Genomic DNA, 15231 nt, shown 5'->3' on the forward strand with positions numbered 1-15231 from the left:
GCATCGTCTGTCAACGACGACAGCTCGGCGCACCAAGAAAAAAGGCCGGCACAAGCCGGCCCGATGGGCGTGAGCGGAGTCGTCAGCCGCGCCGGAGGGCAGCGGCCGACGGATCGCTCAGGCGGCGGCCACTTCGACCGGCGCCGCGTCGACGGCCGGGCGATCGACCAGCTCGACGAAGGCCATCGGCGCGTTGTCGCCGACGCGGAAGCCCATCTTCAGGATGCGGGTGTAGCCGCCCGGACGGGTCTGGTAGCGCGGGCCCAGCTCGGCGAAGAGCTTGATCACGTTGTCACGATTGCGCAGGCGGTCGAACGCCAGGCGCTTGTTGGCCAGGGTCGGCTGCTTGGCCAGGGTGATCAGCGGCTCGACGACGCGGCGCAGTTCCTTGGCCTTGGGGACCGTGGTCTTGATGGCCTCGTGCTCGATCAGCGAGTTGGCCATGTTGCGCAGCATCGCGAGGCGGTGGCTGCTGGTGCGGTTGAGCTTGCGAAGGCCGTGACCGTGACGCATGGTGAAAGTCCTTTTGAGGGTTTTGAATACGCGCCCGCCGGATCAGGTACGGGCGCGGGGACCGGGCCGCCGAAGCGGCCCCGGACAGGGGATCAGCCCAGGATCAGCGCTTGTCCAGACCTTGCGGCGGCCAGTTCTCGAGACGGGCGCCGAGGGTCAAGCCACGCGAGGCCAGCACTTCCTTGATTTCGTTGAGCGACTTGCGACCCAGGTTGGGGGTCTTCAGCAGCTCGGTCTCGGTGCGCTGGATCAGGTCGCCGATGTAGTAGATGTTCTCGGCCTTCAGGCAGTTGGCCGATCGCACGGTCAGTTCGAGCTCGTCGACCGGGCGCAGCAGGATCGGGTCAAAATTGCCCGGGCCCGAGCGGGCTTCGCTGAGCGCGACGCCGCCGGTCTCGAACATCTTGCCGACATCCACTTCCAGTTGGGCGAAGACAGCGAGCTGTTCGACCAGGATCTTGGCCGAGGCACGCACGGCTTCCTCGGGGGAGATGGCGCCGCTGGTCTCGATTTCCATGACCAGCTTGTCGAGGTCGGTGCGCTGCTCGACCCGGGCGTTCTCGACCGCATAGCTCACGCGACGAACCGGCGAGAAGGAGGCGTCCAGCACGATACGGCCGATCGACTTGCTGCTCTCGTCGCCATAGCGGCGCATGTTGCCGGGCACATAGCCCCGGCCCTTCTCGATCTTGATCTGCATGTCGAGCTTGCCGCCGGCCGACAGATGCGCGATCACGTGGCCCGGGTTGATGATCTCGACGTCATGCGGCGTCTGGATGTCGGCGGCGGTCACGACGCCCTCACCCTCCTTGCGCAGCACGAGCGTGACCTCGTCACGGCTTTGCAGCTTGAACACCACGCCCTTGAGGTTGAGCATGATGTGGACGACGTCTTCCTGCACGCCATCGATGGCCGAGTACTCGTGCAGCACGCCGGCGATCACGACCTCGGTCGGGGCGTAGCCCACCATCGAGGACAGCAGCACGCGGCGCAGGGCATTGCCCAGGGTGTGGCCGTAGCCGCGCTCGAAAGGCTCGAGCGTCACCTTGGCGCGTTCGACGCCAGGGCTGCTGGGCAGCTTCTCGACGTTGATGGCTTTCGGCTTGAGCAAGTTGGTTTGCATCAGGTCTTCCCGTCAATACCCTCGGCTCGTTACACCGATAAGGCTGATGAACCGCCCGCACCGAAACTCGAAGAGCTCCACCTGCGGGACCGGAATAGGCCAAGCGCTCCGCGACGTCGCCCGCAGGCGACGGTCGCGGAGCGCAGGGCGCGGATCAACGCGAGTAGAGCTCGACGATCAGCGACTCGTTGATGTCCGAACCGAACTCGTCGCGGTCGGGCGTCTTCTTGAACACACCTTCAAGCTTCGCCGCATCGACCTGGACCCAGCCGGGCATGCCGATCGACTCGGCCAGCTTGACCGCGTCGACGATGCGAAGCTGCTTCTTGGACTTTTCGCGCACGCCGATCACGTCGCCCACCTTGACCAGGTAGGACGGGATGTTCACGGTGGAGCCGTTGACGGTGATCGCCTTGTGCGACACGAGCTGGCGAGCTTCCGCGCGGGTCGAGCCGAAGCCCATGCGGTACACGACGTTGTCGAGACGCGACTCGAGCAGGGTCAGCAGGTTCGAGCCGGTGTTGCCCTTGCGGCGCTCGGCTTCGGCAAAGTAGCGGCGGAACTGGCGCTCCAGCACGCCGTACATGCGCTTGACCTTCTGCTTCTCGCGCAGTTGCAGACCGAAGTCCGAGGTGCGGGAACCCGAGGTGCGGCCGTGCTGGCCGGGCTTGGTCTCGAACTTCGACTTGTCGCTGATCGGGCGGCGGGCGCTCTTCAGGAACAGGTCGGTGCCTTCACGGCGGGAAAGCTTGGCCTTGGGGCCGAGGTAACGTGCCACGGTGCGTCCTTCTTGGAGGTCTGACGCGAAGGCCGGGCCGGCTCATCGCGCGAGTCCGGCGGCTCAAGAGCACTTCCGGACGGTGGGCTTCACGAAGTCCTGCGACTTCAAGCAAACCGCCGGCCGCGCACCGAAGTGCGCGCCGGCGTAGGGAACAGATCCCCCTGAGGGGACCCGACCCGCAGATCGATCAGATGCGGCGACGCTTCTGGGGGCGGCAGCCGTTGTGCGGCACGGGCGTCACGTCCGAGATCGACGCGATGCGAATGCCGAGCGAAGCCAGCGCGCGCACCGAAGACTCGCGACCCGGGCCGGGGCCCTTGATCTCGACGTCCAGGTTCTTGATGCCCTGCTCCTGGGCGGCACGACCGGCCACTTCAGCGGCAACCTGCGCAGCGAAAGGGGTCGACTTGCGCGAGCCCTTGAAGCCCTGGCCACCACTCGACGCCCAGGCCAGGGAATTGCCCTGACGGTCGGTGATCGTGATGATGGTGTTGTTGAACGAGGCGTGAACGTGCGCGATGCCGTCGGGAATGTTCTTGCGAACCTTCTTGCGGACACGGGCGGCAGCGTTGTTGACGGGTGCTTTGGCCATGCTGTTTCTCTCTTGAACTCGGGCGTGGACGCGGAATCAGCGACGGCAGGTCACTTCTTCAGCGCTTGCGGGCCCTTGCGCGGACCCTTGCGGGTGCGGGCATTGGTGCGGGTGCGCTGGCCACGCGTGGGCAGGCCACGGCGATGGCGGAAGCCCCGGTAGCAACCCAGATCCATCAGTCGCTTGATGTTGATCGTGGTCTCGCGGCGCAGGTCGCCCTCGATCGTCAGCTTGCCGACTTCTTCGCGGATCTTCTCGAGATCGCTGTCGGTCAAGTCCTTGATCTTCTTGCTGAAGGGGATGCCAGCACTGGCGCAGATCTTCTGCGCCGTGGTGCGGCCCACGCCGTAGATCGACGTGAGACCGATCTCGGTGTGCTTGTGCGGCGGGATGTTGATACCGGCGATACGTGCCATGGTGTCCTCTGAATCTCTTTAGCTTGTGCTCACGCGAGCCCGAGCTGGGAACCGACCGGGGTCGGAGGCCAGTCGGCGGCCGGCGTTCAGCCTTGCCGCTGCTTGTGGCGGGGGTCGGTGCAGATCACCCGCACGACGCCGTGGCGTCGGATGATCTTGCAATTGCGACACATCTTCTTGACCGATGCCGAAACCTTCATCGTCTTCTCCTTGACCTGGTGCCTACGCTTCCGGGGAACAGGCTTGTGTGAACAAGCGACTCACTTCGCCCGGAAGACGATGCGAGCGCGACTCAAATCGTAGGGCGTCAGCTCCACGGTGACTTTGTCGCCCGGCAGGATGCGGATGTAGTGCATGCGCATCCTGCCGGAAATGTGACCGAGGACGACGTGCCCGTTTTCCAGCTTCACTCGAAACGTTGCGTTCGGAAGGTTCTCAACCACCTCCCCTTGCATCTGGATGGCGTCGTCTTTCGACATGAAGCTTCCGAACGGCAACTCAGCCTGGCTTAAAGCTGGCCTTTTTCAACAGGGACTCGTACTGCTGGGACATCACATAGGACTGGACCTGGGCCCAGAAATCCATGGTGACGACCACGATGATCAAGAGGGAGGTCCCGCCGAAGTAGAACGGAACGTTGTACTTCAGGATCAGGAACTCGGGCAGCAGGCAGACCAGGGTGATGTAGATCGCACCGCCGAAGGTCAACCGCGAAAGGATCTTGTCGATGTAGCGCGCGGTCTGGTCACCCGGCCGGATGCCCGGGATGAAGGCACCGCTCTTCTTCAGGTTGTCTGCGGTCTCGCGGCTGTTGAATACCAGGGCCGTGTAGAAGAAGCAGAAGAAAATGATGGCCGCGGCATACAGCATCACGTAGATCGGCTGGCCCGGCGACAGGGCCGAGGCCAGGTCGCGCAGCCACTGGAAGCCATCGCCGGTGGCGAACCAACCCACCGCGGTCGCGGGCAGCAGGATGATCGAGGAGGCAAAGATCGGCGGGATCACGCCCGCCATGTTGACCTTGAGCGGCAGGTGCGAGGACTGGCCCCCGTAGACCTTGTTGCCGACCTGGCGCTTGGCGTAGTTCACCAGGATCTTGCGCTGACCCCGCTCGACGAAGACCACGGCGTAGGTGACCGCGCCCACCAGCAGGATGATCAGCAGCGCGATCACGATGCTCATCGCCCCGGTCCGGATCAGCTCGAACAGCCCACCCAGCGCGCTCGGCAAGCCCGCAGCAATGCCGGCGAAGATCAGGATCGAGATGCCGTTGCCCAGGCCCCGCTCAGTGATCTGCTCACCCAACCACATCAGGAACATGGTGCCCGCCACCAGGCTGACCATGGTGGTCATGCGGAAGCCAAAGCCCGGAGAGATCACCAAGCCCGCAGAACCTTCAAGCGCCACGGCAATGCCCAGAGCCTGGAAGATCGCAAGGCCCAGCGTGCCGTAACGGGTGTACTGGGTGATCTTGCGCTTGCCGGCCTCGCCCTCTTTCTTCAGCGCCTCCAGCGTCGGCACCACGTGCGTCATGAGCTGCACGATGATCGACGCCGAGATGTAGGGCATGATGCCCAGCGCGAAGACGGTGAAGCGCGACAGCGCCCCGCCCGAGAACATGTTGAACAGGTTCAGGATCCCGCCCTGCTGCTGGTTGAACAGCTGCTTGAGCTGGTCGGGGTCGATGCCCGGCACGGGGATGTGCGCCCCGATGCGGTAGACGACCAGCGCGAGCAGCAGGAAGACCAGCCGGCGACGCAGGTCGCCGAACTTGCCGGTCTTCGCGAGCTGGGGGGCGTTCGTGGCCACGCGGTGTTCCGTTAGGTTGTCAACGAGGGATCGTGACGCCTCAAGCGACCGAACCGCCGGCCGCCTCGATCGAGGCCTTGGCACCCGCGGTCGCGCCCACACCCTTGAGCGTGACCGCCATGCTCAGCTCGCCCGTCTTGATGACCTTGACCACGCGCGCCAGCTCGGGCACCAGGCCGGCGGCCTTGAGCGTGAGCATGTCGACTTGCGTCGCGCCAAGGCGCTGCAGATCGGTCAGGGAGATCTCGGCATTGAAGCGCAGTGTCGTCGACTTGAAGCCGCGCTTGGGCAGTCGGCGCTGCAGCGGCATCTGGCCGCCTTCGAAGCCAACCTTGTGGTAGCCACCCGCACGCGACTTCTGGCCCTTGTGGCCGCGGCCGCAGGTCTTGCCCAGGCCCGAGCCGATGCCACGACCGACACGGCGCTTGGCATGCTTGGCACCGGAAGCCGGCTTGATCGAATTGAGTTCCATGGAATGCTCCGGGCAGCTGCCTTACAGCACCTGCACGAGGTAGCTGATCTTGTTGATCATGCCGCGCACCGCGGGGGTGTCTTCCAGCACGCGGGTGCTGTTGACGCCACGCAGGCCGAGGCCGCGCACGGTGGCACGGTGATCAACACGGGTGCCGATCGGGCTCTTGACGAGCTTGACCGTCAGGGTCTTCTTGTCGGTGGTCATCGCGGACTCCGCTCGGGCGCTCAGTTGAAGATCTCTTCGATCGACTTGCCACGCTTGGAAGCGACCTCGTAGGGGGTCGTCGAGCGGGCAAGCGCGTCGAAGGTCGCGCGCACCATGTTGTACGGGTTGGTCGAGCCATGGCTCTTGGCGACCACGTCGGTCACGCCCAGCACCTCGAACACTGCGCGCATCGGACCGCCGGCAATCACGCCGGTACCGGGCGCAGCCGGGGCCAGCAGAACGCGGGCTGCGCCGTGCTCGCCGATCACGTTGTGGTGGATGGAACCGTTGCGCAGGCTGACCTTGATCATGTTGCGGCGGGCCTGGTCCATGGCCTTCTGGACAGCGACCGGCACTTCACGCGCCTTGCCCTTGCCCATGCCGACCTTGCCATCGCCGTCGCCGACCACGGTGAGGGCTGCGAAGCCCATGATCCGGCCGCCCTTGACCACCTTGGTCACGCGGTTGACCTGGATCATCTTCTCGCGCATGCCGTCATCACGGGCTTCGTCATTCACGCGCGCTTGGAACTTAGCCATCTTGCTTTCCTTCGCCTGTGGGCCGTCGGATCAGAACTGGAGGCCGGCTTCGCGGGCCGCCTCGGCCAGGGCCTTGACCCGGCCGTGGTAGGCGAAACCTGCGCGGTCGAAGGCGACACGCTCGATGCCGGCGGCCTTGGCCTTCTCGGCAATGCGGGCGCCGACGGCAGCGGCGGCGCTCACATTGCCACCCTTGCCGGCGCCACCGAGCTGCTCGCGCACTTCCTTCTCGGCGGTCGAGGCGCTGGCCAGCACGCGCTGACCGTCGCCGGAGATCACGCTCGCATAGATGTGCAGGTTGGAGCGGAAGACCGTCAGACGGGCCGAGCCCTGAAGGGCGATGCGGACTCGCGTCTGGCGGGCACGCCGCAGGCGTTGCGCTTTTTTGTTCAACATCGTGCGGCTCCTTACTTCTTCTTGGTCTCTTTCAAGACCACGCGCTCGTCGGCGTAGCGGATCCCCTTGCCCTTGTAGGGCTCGGGCGGACGGAAGGCGCGAACTTCGGCAGCGAGCTGGCCGACGACCTGGCGGTCGGCACCCTTGATCAGGATTTCCGTCTGCGACGGGGTCGTCACGGTGATGCCGGCGGGCATTTCCTTGACGACCGGGTGCGAGAAACCGATCTGCAGGTTGAGCTTCTGACCCTGAGCCTGGGCGCGGAAGCCCACGCCGACCAGGGTCAGCTTCTTCTCGAAGCCCTTGCTGACGCCGTTGACCATGTTGGCGGTCAGGGCGCGCAGCGTGCCGCTCATCGCATTCGCCTCGGCCGATTCATTCAGCGGGACAAACTTGATGGCCGCGCCGTCCTTGCTGACAGCGACGAGGCGGTGAACCGGCATCGCGAGGGTGCCCAGGGCGCCCTTGATGCTGATCTGTTCGGCCGTGATCGCGACATCCACACCTTGCGGGATGGCGACCGGCATCTTTCCAACGCGAGACATTGCTGCTTCCTCCGCGTCAGGCGACGTAGCAGAGCACTTCGCCGCCGATACCGGCAGCGCGCGCCTTGCGGTCGGTCATCACGCCCTTGGGCGTGGTGACGATGGCAACACCCAGGCCGTTCATCACCTGGGGGATCGAATGGCGGCCCTTGTAGACGCGCAGGCCGGGACGGCTCACGCGCTCCAGGCGCTCAATCACCGGCTGGCCGGCGTAGTACTTCAGCGCGATCTGCAGCTGCGGCTTGGCCGCCTCGCCGGAGACCACGAAGCTGTCGATGTAGCCCTCGTCCTTCAGGACTTGGGCGATCGCGACCTTCAGCTTCGACGAAGGCATCGACACGGAGGCCTTCTCGACCATCTGTGCGTTGCGGATGCGGGTCAGCATGTCCGCAATGGGATCACTCATGCTCATGGGATTGCTCCTCTTCCTGGGCCGAGCGCCGGCTTACCAGCTGGCCTTGACGACACCAGGGATGTCGCCTTTGAAGGCCAGTTCGCGGATCTTGTTGCGGCCGAGACCGAAGGTGCGGAAGGTACCGCGCGGACGACCGGTCAGCTCGCAGCGATTGCGCAGACGGGTCGGATTCGCATTGCGCGGCAGCTTCTGGAGCGCCAGGCGGGCGAGGTAACGCTCTTCGTCCGACTTGGAGGCGTCGTTGATGACGGCCTTCAATTCGGCGTACTTCTTGGCGTACTTGGCCACGAGCTGCTCGCGCTTGAGCTCACGCTGCTTGATCGAGAGTTTTGCCACGGGGCCTACCTCAGTTCTTGAACGGGAAGCGGAAGGCCGAGAGAAGCGCCTTGGCCTCATCGTCGGATCCAGCCGTCGTCGTGATGCTGATGTTCATCCCGCGGAGCGCGTCGATCTTGTCGTACTCGATTTCCGGGAAGATGATCTGCTCCTTCACGCCGATGTTGTAGTTGCCCCGACCGTCGAAGGACCGGCCCGAGATGCCGCGGAAGTCGCGCACCCGGGGCAGGGCGATCGTCACGAAACGATCCAGGAACTCGAACATCCGCGCGCCGCGCAGCGTGACCATGCAGCCGATCGGCACGTTCTCGCGGATCTTGAAACCCGCAATGGCCTTCTTCGACTTGGTGACCACCGGCTTCTGACCGGCGATCTTGGTCAGGTCGCCGACGGCATGGTCCATGACCTTCTTGTCGGACACCGCTTCGCTCACGCCCATGTTCAGCGTGATCTTCTCGAAGCGCGGCACCTGCATGACGGAGGAGTAGCCGAACTTGGCGATGAGGTCGGGAACGACCTTCTCGCGGTAGAACTGTTGCAGACGAGCCATCTTCGACCCCTTACGCCTTGATCTCTTCGCCGCTGGACTTGTAGACGCGCACTTTCTTGCCGTCTTCCAGAAGCTTGATGCCCACGCGGTCGGCCTTGGCCGTCGCGGGGTTGTAGATGGCCACGTTCGACTGGTGAATCGGCATGGTCTTGTCGACGATGCCACCGGTCGTGCCCTTGAGCGGGTTGGGCTTGACGTGCTTCTTGGCGATGTTCACGCCATCGACGACGATGTGATCGTCATCGACGCGGAGCGCCACCGTGCCACGCTTGCCCTTGTCGCGGCCGGCAATCACGACGACTTGGTCGCCCTTGCGAATCTTGTTCATGACCTGTCCTTAGCAGGGCCGACGCCTCAGAGCACTTCCGGGGCGAGCGAGACGATCTTCATGAAGCGCTCGGTACGCAGTTCACGCGTGACCGGGCCGAAGATGCGGGTGCCGATGGGCTCGAGCTTGCCGTTGAGCAGCACGGCGGCATTGCCGTCGAACTTCACCAGCGAGCCATCCTGGCGGCGCACACCCTTGGCGGTGCGCACGACCACGGCGTTGTAGACCTCGCCCTTCTTGACGCGGCCTCGCGGTGCAGCCTCCTTGATGGAGACCTTGATCACATCGCCAATGCCCGCATAGCGGCGCTTGGAGCCGCCGAGCACCTTGATGCACATGACGCTCTTCGCGCCCGTGTTGTCCGCGACGTCGAGCCGCGATTGCATTTGGATCATGTCATTCCCCAACTTGTCCCGCAGGCGCCGTCGTGGCGCATGCAGTCAGTCTTGGGCCCCGTCGGGCGTATGGCTTGCGGCCACCACCACTGGAGGGCGAGACCGAAAAGCCACCTGCGAGACCGGGCGGCGCTGCATGACGCACACACCACCCGGATCGTTCAGCCGCCGCGCGCACCATGAGGTTCTCGTGAACCACTTGGCAGGGGCCGCTTCAGGTAGATTTTCGGCGAAGTCGCGCAGTTTATGAGAGATCGACTGCGCTGTCAAACGTCGTGCGCCAAGTTTCTCAAAGGGCCCGGGCCTGGGCCAGCAAGGTCGCGGCGTCGCTCACCTCGAACTTGCCCGGGGCCTCGACATTCAGGCTCAGCACCACGCCATCGCGCACCAGCATCGAGTAGCGCTGCGAACGCAGGCCCAGCCCGCGGGCCGTCAGGTCCAGCGTCAGGCCCGTAGCCTGGGCGAACTCGGCCGAGCCATCGCCCAGCATGCGCAGCTTGCCGGCGGTGCCCTGCTCGCGCGCCCAGGCGCCCATGACGAAGGCATCGTTGACCGAGATGCAAAGGATCTCGTCAACGCCAGCCGCGCGAAAGCCCTCGGCCGCAGCCAGATAGCCCGGCACGTGTTGGGCCGAGCAAGTAGGCGTGAAGGCACCAGGGAGCGCAAAGACCGCCAGCGTCTTGCCGGCGCTGAGCGCCTCGGTCGTGAAGGCATTCGGGCCCAGGCTGCAACCGCCGCCCTCGATTTCGATGAACTCGTACAGCGTGGCCGCGGGGAGGCGGTCTCCGATCTTGAGCATGATGAATTCCTCGGGCAAGGCGCCTGGCGCGGCGCCGAAATGAAAACGACCGGCAGCCCTTGCGGACATGCCGGTCGCTGACTCAGGGCATGAGCCCGTCGATCAGACGCTACGCGCCTTCTCGACCAGGCGGGTCACGACCCAGTTCTTGGTCTTGGACAGCGGACGGCCTTCGGCAATCTCGACGAGATCACCGATGTGATAGACGTTGGCTTCGTCATGCGCGTGGTACTTGCGCGAACGGGCCACGATCTTGCCGTACAGCTCGTGCTTGGTGCGACGCTCGACCAGGACGGTGATCGTCTTGTCGCGCTGGTCGCTGACGACACGGCCGACCAGGGTGCGGGTGTTCTTCACCGGCGCGGTTTGGGCTTCCGTCATTGGGCAGCTCCCTTCTTCTTCTCGGCCAGGATGGTCTTGGCACGGGCGATGGCGCGACGGGTGTCGCCCAGGCTGGCGTTGTTGGCCAGTTGCTGGGTGCCCTTCTGCATGCGCAGCTTGAAGTGGGCCTGGAGCAGGGACTTGATTTCCTGCTCGAGGGCGGCCACGTCCTTGGCGCGGAGTTCGGTTGCGTTCATGGGGACCTCGTAGAACGTCAGGTGCCGACGTGGCGGGCCACGAAGGTGCAGCGCAGCGGCAGCTTGGCGGCCGCGAGCGTGAACGCTTCGCGGGCCAGGGCTTCGGGCACGCCATTGATCTCGTAGAGCACCTTGCCCGGAGTGATCTCCGCAACGTAGTACTCCGGGTTGCCCTTGCCGTTGCCCATGCGGACTTCGGCCGGCTTCTGCGAGATCGGCTTGTCGGGGAAGATGCGGATGAAAATCCGACCACCCCGCTTGACGTGACGCGAGATCGCGCGACGCGCGGCTTCGATCTGGCGGGCCGTGATGCGGCCGCGCTCGGTCGCCTTCAGACCGAAATCGCCGAAAGCCACGGAAGCTCCGCGGGTGGCGACCCCGGTGTTGCGGCCCTTCTGTTCCTTGCGGAACTTGCGGCGTGCAGGTTGCAGCATGGTTTACTCTCCTTTGGCCTCGCCGGCAGCGGCCGGCGTGGCGACCTTGCGCACACGCTTGACCGCGCCCTTGGCGTCGGCGGCACCGGCCTCGGCCGGCTTGTCGCTGCCCTCGACCGGCGCGCCTTCGGCACGCAGGCCACGGCCGCCCGGACCCCCACGACCCGACGGACGGCGGTCGCCGCCCGGACGGTCGTTGCGCGGGCCGCGACGGTTGCGGCGATCGTCCTCGCGTTCGTCACCACCCTTGAGGGTCGGCGCCTCGCCGTTCGCCAGGCGGTCACCGCGGTAGACCCAGACCTTGACACCGATGATGCCGTAGGTGGTCTTGGCTTCCGAAGTGCCGTAGTCGATGTCGGCGCGCAGGGTGTGCAGCGGCACGCGGCCTTCGCGATACCACTCGGTGCGGGCGATTTCGATGCCGTTCAGACGACCGGCGCTCATGATCTTGATGCCCTGGGCGCCCAGGCGCATCGCGTTCTGCATCGCGCGCTTCATGGCGCGGCGGAACATGATGCGCTTTTCGAGCTGCTGGGTGATCGAGTCGGCGATCAGTTGGGCATCGACTTCCGGCTTGCGGATTTCCTCGATGTTGACCGCGACCGGCACGCCGAGACGACGGGTCAGTTCGGCCTTGAGGTTCTCGATGTCCTCGCCCTTCTTGCCGATCACCACGCCCGGACGGGCGGAGTAGATCGTGATGCGGGCATTCTTCGCGGGGCGCTCGATCAGGATGCGCGAGACCGCGGCATTCTTCAGCTTCGCCTTGAGGTACTCGCGAACGCGCAGGTCCTCGGCCAGCATCGTGGCGAAGTTGCGGTTCGACGCGTACCAGCGCGACGACCAGTTGCGCGTGACGGCCAGGCGGAAGCCAACCGGATGAATCTTCTGTCCCATGGTCTTCCTTGCCTCAGTTGCCGACGGTCACGAAGATGTGGCAGGTCGGCTTGCTGATGCGGTTGCCACGACCCTTCGCGCGGGCTTCGAAACGCTTGAGCGTCGTGCCCTGTTCCACGTAGATCGAGGTGACCTTCAGTTCGTCGATGTCGGCGCCATCGTTGTGCTCGGCGTTCGCGATCGCGGACTCCAGAGCCTTCTTGATGATGCCGGCAGCCTTCTTCTGGGTGAAGTTCAGGATGTTGAGGGCCTGATCGACCTTCTTGCCGCGGATGAGATCGGCCACCAGTCGACCCTTGTCGACCGACAGTCGCACACCGCGAACGCTTGCTCGGGTTTCCATCGCGACTCCTTACTTCTTGGCCTTCTTGTCCGCCGGGTGACCCTTGAACGTGCGGGTCAGGGCGAACTCGCCGAGCTTGTGACCGACCATCTGTTCGGACACATAGACCGGCACGTGCTGCTTGCCGTTGTGCACGGCGATCGTCAGCCCGATGAACTCGGGCAGGATCGTCGAGCGACGCGACCAGGTCTTGATCGGCTTCTTGTCCTTGATCGCGACGGCCTTCTCGACCTTGGCAATCAGGTGGTGGTCCACGAAGGGACCCTTCTTCAGCGAGCGAGACATGTCGTGCGCTCCTTACTTCTTGCGACGCGAGACGATGAACGTCTGCGTACGCTTGTTGTTGCGGGTGCGATAGCCCTTCGCCGGGGTGTTCCAAGGCGACACCGGCACCTGGCCTTCGCCGGTACGGCCTTCGCCGCCACCGTGCGGGTGGTCCACCGGGTTCATGGCCACGCCACGAACGGTCGGGCGGATGCCCTTCCAGCGGATCGCACCGGCCTTGCCGTACTGGCGCAGGTTGTGCTCTTCGTTCGAGACCTCGCCGATGGTGGCGCGGCACTCGACGTGGATGCGGCGGACTTCACCCGAGCGCAGACGGATCTGAGCGTAAGTGCCTTCACGCGCCATCAGCGTGACCGAAGCGCCGGCCGAGCGGGCGATCTGGGCGCCCTTGCCCGGCAGCATCTCGACGCAGTGGATGATCGAACCCACCGGGATGTTGCGGATCGGCAGGGTGTTGCCCGGCTTGATCGGCGCTTCCGGGCCGCTCAGCAGGGTGGCACCGACCTCGACATTGCGCGGGGCGATGATGTAGCGACGCTCGCCGTCCGCGTAGCACACCAGCGCGATGTGCGCGGTGCGGTTCGGGTCGTACTCGATGCGCTCGACCTTCGCCGGGATGCCGTCCTTGACGCGACGGAAATCAACGACGCGGTAGTGGTGCTTGTGGCCACCACCCTTGTGCCGCATCGTGATGTGACCGTTGTTGTTGCGACCGGCATTCTGCTTCTGCGGCTCGAGCAGCGAAGCTTCCGGCTTGCCCTTGTGCAGGTGGGCGTGAACCACCTTCACCACGGCACGGCGGCCCGGCGAAGTCGGCTTGACCTTGACGACAGCCATTACGCGGCCTCCCCGGAGAAGTTGAGCTCCTGACCCGGCTTCAGGCACACATAGGCCTTGCGCACGTGGTCGCGGCGGCCAATGCGGCCCCCAAAACGCTTGGTCTTGCCCTTGACGTTGACGACCGAGACCTTGTCGACCTCGACCTTGAAAAGCAGCTCGACCGCAGCCTTGATCTCGGGCTTGGTCGCGTCACGCAGGACCTTGAACAGGACCTGGTTGTGCTTCTCGGCCACGGCGGTGGCCTTTTCGGAGACGATCGGCGCCAGCAGGATCTGCATCAGGCGGCCTTCATCGAACTTGACGGCGCTCATGCCAGCATCTCCTTGATCTGCTCGATCGCACCCTTGGTCACGATCACCTTCTTGTAGAAGACGAGCGAGAGCGGGTCGGCGTAGCGCGGCTCGACAACCAGCACATTGGGCAGGTTGCGCGAGGCGAGGTACAGGTTCTCGTCGATCTGGTCGGCGATCACCAGCACATGCTCGAGGTTCATCGCCTTGAGCTTGGCGGCCAGGAGCTTGGTCTTCGGGGCGTCGACGGCGATCGAATCGATCACGGCCAGACGGCCTTCGCGGGCCAGCTGCGAGAAGATGGACGCCATGCCGGCGCGGTACATCTTCTTGTTGATCTTCTGGGTGAAGTTCTCGTCCGGGCTGTTCGGGAAGATGCGACCGCCCCCACGCCACAGCGGGGACGAGGTCATGCCGGCGCGCGCGCGGCCGGTGCCCTTCTGGCGGAACGGCTTCTTCGTCGAGTGCTTGACCTGCTCGCGGTCCTTCTGGGCACGGGTGCCCTGACGCGCGTTGGCCTGGTAGGCGACGACGACCTGGTGGACCAGCGCTTCGTTGAAGTCGCGGCCGAACACGGTGTCCGGCGCGTCAACCTTGGCCGAGGCCTGGCCCTGTTCGTTCAGGAGCTCGAGTTGCATCAGTTGGCTCCCTTCGAGGGCTTGGCCTTGACGGCCGGACTCACGGTCACGAAGCCACCCTTGGCGCCCGGCACCGCACCCTTGACCAGCAGGAGCTGGCGAGCCTCGTCGACGCGCACGACATCGAGGTTCTGGGTGGTGACAGTCTCGTCACCCATGTGGCCGGTCATCTTCTTGCCCGGGAAGACGCGGCCCGGGTCCTGGGCCATCGAGATCGAGCCCGGGACATTGTGCGAACGCGAGTTGCCGTGCGAAGCGCGCTGCGAACCGAAGTTGTGGCGCTTGATCGTGCCGGCAAAGCCTTTGCCGATCGACGTGCCCTGCACGTCGACTTGCTGCCCTTCGGCAAACAAGCTGGCGGGCACCACGGCGCCGGGGGCATAGCCAGCGGCGACGTCGGCGGGGACGCGGAATTCCTTGAGGATCTCGCCGGCCTGCACGCCGGCCTTGGCCAGGTGACCTGCTTCGGGCTTGGTCACGCGGGACGCGCGGCGCTGACCGTAGGTCAGCTGCAGCGCGGAGTAGCCATCGACCTGTTCGGTCTTGACCTGGGTCACGCGGTTGTTCGACACATCGAGCACCGTCACGGGCACGGCATCGCCGTCGCTCGTGAAGATGCGCATCATGCCGACCTTGCGGCCCAGCAAACCGAGGCGATGGCCCGGATTGGCTGTCGTCATGAAGTTCTCCAGCCTCGTTGGGAGGCCTTG

At 64.9% G+C, this 15231-nt stretch carries 29 protein-coding genes; all 29 read right to left on the minus strand.

Annotated elements, in window-relative coordinates; genetic code table 11:
* Positions 1-117: 117 nt before the first annotated feature.
* Complete coding sequence (gene rplQ, locus JI742_RS00730) at positions 118-513, minus strand: 50S ribosomal protein L17 (RefSeq protein WP_201823052.1); 396 nt, start codon at positions 511-513, stop codon at positions 118-120.
* 103 nt (positions 514-616) lie between these two features.
* On the minus strand, positions 617-1636 hold the full coding sequence (locus JI742_RS00735; RefSeq protein WP_201823054.1) for a DNA-directed RNA polymerase subunit alpha: 1020 nt from the start codon (positions 1634-1636) through the stop codon (positions 617-619).
* A 154-nt stretch (positions 1637-1790) separates the two neighbouring features.
* A complete protein-coding gene (rpsD, locus tag JI742_RS00740) occupies positions 1791-2414 on the minus strand; it encodes a 30S ribosomal protein S4 (RefSeq protein ID WP_201823055.1) in 624 nt (207 codons plus the stop codon).
* Positions 2415-2604: 190 nt separating this feature from the next.
* Positions 2605-3009 (minus strand): 30S ribosomal protein S11, encoded by a 405-nt coding sequence (gene rpsK / locus JI742_RS00745; protein ID WP_201823057.1) that lies wholly within the window; start codon positions 3007-3009, stop codon positions 2605-2607.
* Between the two features lie 50 nt (positions 3010-3059).
* Entirely contained in the window at positions 3060-3425 is a 366-nt protein-coding gene (gene rpsM / locus JI742_RS00750) for a 30S ribosomal protein S13 (protein ID WP_201823060.1), read from the minus strand.
* A gap of 86 nt (positions 3426-3511) precedes the next feature.
* Positions 3512-3625 carry a 50S ribosomal protein L36 gene (rpmJ, locus tag JI742_RS00755; RefSeq protein WP_182665043.1) on the minus strand — a complete coding sequence of 38 codons (114 nt, stop codon included), beginning with the start codon at positions 3623-3625 and terminating at the stop codon, positions 3512-3514.
* A gap of 60 nt (positions 3626-3685) precedes the next feature.
* The gene (gene infA / locus JI742_RS00760; protein WP_201823061.1) at positions 3686-3904 is read right to left on the minus strand and encodes a translation initiation factor IF-1; all 219 of its coding nucleotides are present in this window, start codon (positions 3902-3904) and stop codon (positions 3686-3688) included.
* Between the two features lie 19 nt (positions 3905-3923).
* Positions 3924-5234: a preprotein translocase subunit SecY gene (gene secY, locus JI742_RS00765; protein WP_201823064.1), complete on the minus strand. Its 1311-nt coding sequence runs from the start codon at positions 5232-5234 to the stop codon at positions 3924-3926.
* Positions 5235-5274: 40 nt separating this feature from the next.
* The gene (gene rplO, locus JI742_RS00770) at positions 5275-5706 is read right to left on the minus strand and encodes a 50S ribosomal protein L15 (RefSeq protein ID WP_201823066.1); all 432 of its coding nucleotides are present in this window, start codon (positions 5704-5706) and stop codon (positions 5275-5277) included.
* 21 nt (positions 5707-5727) lie between these two features.
* A complete protein-coding gene (rpmD, locus tag JI742_RS00775) occupies positions 5728-5913 on the minus strand; it encodes a 50S ribosomal protein L30 (RefSeq protein WP_182665050.1) in 186 nt (61 codons plus the stop codon).
* Between the two features lie 20 nt (positions 5914-5933).
* On the minus strand, positions 5934-6452 hold the full coding sequence (gene rpsE, locus JI742_RS00780; protein WP_201823069.1) for a 30S ribosomal protein S5: 519 nt from the start codon (positions 6450-6452) through the stop codon (positions 5934-5936).
* 30 nt (positions 6453-6482) lie between these two features.
* Positions 6483-6848, minus strand: a complete 366-nt coding sequence (gene rplR, locus JI742_RS00785; protein WP_201823071.1) for a 50S ribosomal protein L18 — start codon at positions 6846-6848, stop codon at positions 6483-6485.
* A gap of 11 nt (positions 6849-6859) precedes the next feature.
* Positions 6860-7393: a 50S ribosomal protein L6 gene (gene rplF, locus JI742_RS00790; protein ID WP_201823072.1), complete on the minus strand. Its 534-nt coding sequence runs from the start codon at positions 7391-7393 to the stop codon at positions 6860-6862.
* 16 nt (positions 7394-7409) lie between these two features.
* Complete coding sequence (rpsH, locus tag JI742_RS00795) at positions 7410-7805, minus strand: 30S ribosomal protein S8 (protein WP_182665056.1); 396 nt, start codon at positions 7803-7805, stop codon at positions 7410-7412.
* A 33-nt stretch (positions 7806-7838) separates the two neighbouring features.
* Positions 7839-8144, minus strand: a complete 306-nt coding sequence (gene rpsN / locus JI742_RS00800) for a 30S ribosomal protein S14 (RefSeq protein WP_201823073.1) — start codon at positions 8142-8144, stop codon at positions 7839-7841.
* A 10-nt stretch (positions 8145-8154) separates the two neighbouring features.
* Complete coding sequence (gene rplE, locus JI742_RS00805) at positions 8155-8694, minus strand: 50S ribosomal protein L5 (RefSeq protein WP_201823074.1); 540 nt, start codon at positions 8692-8694, stop codon at positions 8155-8157.
* Between the two features lie 10 nt (positions 8695-8704).
* Positions 8705-9022 carry a 50S ribosomal protein L24 gene (gene rplX, locus JI742_RS00810; protein ID WP_201823075.1) on the minus strand — a complete coding sequence of 106 codons (318 nt, stop codon included), beginning with the start codon at positions 9020-9022 and terminating at the stop codon, positions 8705-8707.
* Positions 9023-9048: 26 nt separating this feature from the next.
* A complete protein-coding gene (gene rplN, locus JI742_RS00815) occupies positions 9049-9417 on the minus strand; it encodes a 50S ribosomal protein L14 (RefSeq protein WP_182665064.1) in 369 nt (122 codons plus the stop codon).
* A gap of 289 nt (positions 9418-9706) precedes the next feature.
* The gene (locus JI742_RS00820) at positions 9707-10216 is read right to left on the minus strand and encodes a peroxiredoxin (RefSeq protein WP_201823077.1); all 510 of its coding nucleotides are present in this window, start codon (positions 10214-10216) and stop codon (positions 9707-9709) included.
* Between the two features lie 102 nt (positions 10217-10318).
* Positions 10319-10597: a 30S ribosomal protein S17 gene (rpsQ, locus tag JI742_RS00825; RefSeq protein ID WP_201823079.1), complete on the minus strand. Its 279-nt coding sequence runs from the start codon at positions 10595-10597 to the stop codon at positions 10319-10321.
* Entirely contained in the window at positions 10594-10794 is a 201-nt protein-coding gene (gene rpmC / locus JI742_RS00830) for a 50S ribosomal protein L29 (protein WP_201823081.1), read from the minus strand. The genes rpsQ and rpmC overlap by 4 nt, the downstream gene beginning before the upstream one ends.
* A gap of 17 nt (positions 10795-10811) precedes the next feature.
* Positions 10812-11228, minus strand: a complete 417-nt coding sequence (gene rplP / locus JI742_RS00835; protein WP_182665073.1) for a 50S ribosomal protein L16 — start codon at positions 11226-11228, stop codon at positions 10812-10814.
* A 3-nt stretch (positions 11229-11231) separates the two neighbouring features.
* On the minus strand, positions 11232-12125 hold the full coding sequence (gene rpsC, locus JI742_RS00840) for a 30S ribosomal protein S3 (RefSeq protein WP_201823082.1): 894 nt from the start codon (positions 12123-12125) through the stop codon (positions 11232-11234).
* A 13-nt stretch (positions 12126-12138) separates the two neighbouring features.
* The gene (gene rplV / locus JI742_RS00845; protein ID WP_182665078.1) at positions 12139-12468 is read right to left on the minus strand and encodes a 50S ribosomal protein L22; all 330 of its coding nucleotides are present in this window, start codon (positions 12466-12468) and stop codon (positions 12139-12141) included.
* Positions 12469-12477: 9 nt separating this feature from the next.
* The gene (gene rpsS / locus JI742_RS00850) at positions 12478-12753 is read right to left on the minus strand and encodes a 30S ribosomal protein S19 (RefSeq protein WP_182665080.1); all 276 of its coding nucleotides are present in this window, start codon (positions 12751-12753) and stop codon (positions 12478-12480) included.
* Positions 12754-12765: 12 nt separating this feature from the next.
* A complete protein-coding gene (rplB, locus tag JI742_RS00855; protein ID WP_201823083.1) occupies positions 12766-13590 on the minus strand; it encodes a 50S ribosomal protein L2 in 825 nt (274 codons plus the stop codon).
* Entirely contained in the window at positions 13590-13904 is a 315-nt protein-coding gene (gene rplW / locus JI742_RS00860) for a 50S ribosomal protein L23 (RefSeq protein ID WP_201823084.1), read from the minus strand. Before rplW ends, rplB begins: the two co-directional genes overlap by 1 nt.
* Positions 13901-14521: a 50S ribosomal protein L4 gene (gene rplD, locus JI742_RS00865; protein WP_201823085.1), complete on the minus strand. Its 621-nt coding sequence runs from the start codon at positions 14519-14521 to the stop codon at positions 13901-13903. Before rplD ends, rplW begins: the two co-directional genes overlap by 4 nt.
* Positions 14521-15201: a 50S ribosomal protein L3 gene (gene rplC / locus JI742_RS00870; protein WP_201823086.1), complete on the minus strand. Its 681-nt coding sequence runs from the start codon at positions 15199-15201 to the stop codon at positions 14521-14523. The genes rplD and rplC overlap by 1 nt, the downstream gene beginning before the upstream one ends.
* Between the last annotated feature and the right edge of the window lie 30 nt (positions 15202-15231).

The sequence above is a fragment of the Piscinibacter lacus genome (assembly GCF_016735685.1).
Classification (GTDB): Bacteria; Pseudomonadota; Gammaproteobacteria; order Burkholderiales; family Burkholderiaceae_C; genus Aquariibacter; species Aquariibacter lacus.